2 protein-coding genes are annotated in these 1,996 nt (G+C 62.9%); both read right to left on the bottom strand.

The genetic code is table 11. From position 1 onward, the window contains the following. Position 1: 1 nt before the first annotated feature. The gene (locus AC1D1P_RS21930) at positions 2–1,210 is read right to left on the bottom strand and encodes an acetyl-CoA C-acetyltransferase (RefSeq protein WP_477669375.1); all 1,209 of its coding nucleotides are present in this window, start codon (positions 1,208–1,210) and stop codon (positions 2–4) included. A 196-nt stretch (positions 1,211–1,406) separates the two neighbouring features. After that, the gene (locus AC1D1P_RS21925; RefSeq protein WP_477669376.1) at positions 1,407–1,811 is read right to left on the bottom strand and encodes a GFA family protein; all 405 of its coding nucleotides are present in this window, start codon (positions 1,809–1,811) and stop codon (positions 1,407–1,409) included. Positions 1,812–1,996 lie beyond the last annotated feature (185 nt).

Here is a 1,996-nt window from a genome sequence, read left to right as displayed (position 1 = left end):
GTCATATTCTTTCCACGATGGTCGCGATGCCCATGCCGCCACCCACGCACAGCGTGGCCAGGCCGTAGCGCAACTTGCGCCTGTGCAGCTCGTCGACCAGCGTGCCGAGGATCATCGCGCCGGTGGCGCCCAGCGGATGGCCCATGGCAATGGCGCCGCCGTTCACGTTGACCTTGTGGTGCGGCACCTTCATCTCTTTCATGAAGCGCATCACCACGGCGGCAAAAGCCTCGTTGACTTCGAACAGGTCGATCTGCTCCACCGTCATGCCGGCCCTGGCCAGCGCCTTGCGCGTGGCGGGCATGGGGCCGGTCAGCATGATGGTGGGGTCGGCGCCGCTCAGGGCGGCGGCCACGATGCGGGCGCGCGGCTTGAGGCCGTGGATTTTTCCGGCGGCTTCCGAGCCCACCAGCACAGCGGCCGCGCCGTCCACAATGCCCGACGAATTACCGGCGTGGTGCACGTGGTGGATGCGCTCGACCTGCGGATAGCGCTGCAGCGCCACGGCATCAAAGCCCATGCCGCCCAGCTGCTCGAAGGCCGGTTTGAGTGAAGCCAGGCCTTCCAGCGTGGTGTGGGGTTTGATGAATTCGTCTTCGGCCAGAATCGTCTGGCCCAGAAAATCCCTGACTGGTACGACGGAGCTTGCGAAGTGGCCAGCGGCGCGGGCTTGGGCAGCGCGCTGCTGGCTTTCGAGCGCAAAGGCATCCACGTCGGCGCGGCTGAAACCCTCCATCGTGGCGATCAGGTCGGCGCCTATACCTTGCGGCACAAACAGGGTGGCGCTGTTGGTCTCCGGATCTTGCGCCCAGGCGCCGCCGTCGGCGCCAATCGGTACACGGCTCATGCTCTCGACGCCTCCGGCCACCACCAGGTCTTCCCAGCCGGAGCGCACTTTCTGCGCGGCCATGTTCACGGCTTCCAGGCCCGAGGCGCAAAAGCGATTGACCTGAACGCCCGAGGCGCGGAAATCCCAGCCGGCCTTGAGCGCGGCCACCTTGGCAATCACCGCGCCCTGTTCACCCACCGGTGAAACCACGCCCATCACCACGTCGTCGATGGCCGCAGTGTCGAAGCCGCTGCGCCGTTGCAGGTCGGTCAGCACGTCGGCCAGCAGGTTGACGGGCTTGACCTCGTGCAGGCTGCCGTCTTTTTTACCTTTGCCGCGCGGCGTGCGGATGGCGTCGTAGATAAAGGCTTCGATGCTCATGATGGCTTTCCTCGGGAAGGCGGGAACGCAGGGCTGGCGGGGAGGGGCCGTTGAAGTATATGCATTTTGCAAAGCAGTCGCTTTGCATAAATAGACGAACGGAAAGCCGCGTTGCGTTGTAGTGGGCTAAGGCCTGACCTGACCTTCCTCAATTCCTGACCGACATCGTTCAGGGGAGGTGAATGCCCGCGATGAATCAGAGGTGCCGCGTCTCGGCAGGGGTGTTCCACCAGGCGTTGTTGCGCCCGTCCGAATAGTTGACCGGCGCGCTGATAAGTTCAGCCGGCTCGGCGTTGTCCAGCGCGGCGATGTTGATGGATACATAGTCGCCGCCTATCTGCTCCACGTAGCCCCGACCGAAAGGCCGCACGCCGCAGTGCCTGCAAAACAAATGGTGGCCGCTTTTGGTGCCGAACTGGTAGTCGCTCAGTTCGTTCTCGCCGGCCAGAAGCCGAAATGCGTCGGGTTTGATGATGGCGCCCCAGTTGCGGGTTTTGGTGCAGATGGAGCAATTGCAGCGGCCCGTGCCTTTGCTGAGGTCGATGTCGGCTTCAAAACGGACGGCGCCGCAGTGGCAGCTTCCGGTATAGGTCTTTTGCATGGGGCGACTCCTTGACGGTTGCAGGTTGTTGGGAAAATCCGGATATGACAGAATGTTGTCATGTCTGAAAGTATAGTTAAACGACAGCATGCTGTCAAATCGGGAATCGCCAACGAGGGGGTAGAGCGCACCCCGGCCGCCAGTTCCCTGAGCTGGCTGGTGGTGCAGGTGATGCAACTCAACGG

Source organism: Polaromonas sp. P1_E1_2, assembly GCF_056406035.1.
Note: the sequence above shows the minus strand (reverse complement) of the source record. Positions and strands in the feature narration are given on the sequence as shown.

Excerpts from the sequence above, each read along its gene's own strand:
- AC1D1P_RS21930 (WP_477669375.1), bottom strand. The coding sequence starts at position 1,210 with ATGAGCATCGAAGCCTTTATCTACGACGCCATCCGCACGCCGCGCGGC.
- AC1D1P_RS21925 (WP_477669376.1), bottom strand. The coding sequence starts at position 1,811 with ATGCAAAAGACCTATACCGGAAGCTGCCACTGCGGCGCCGTCCGTTTT.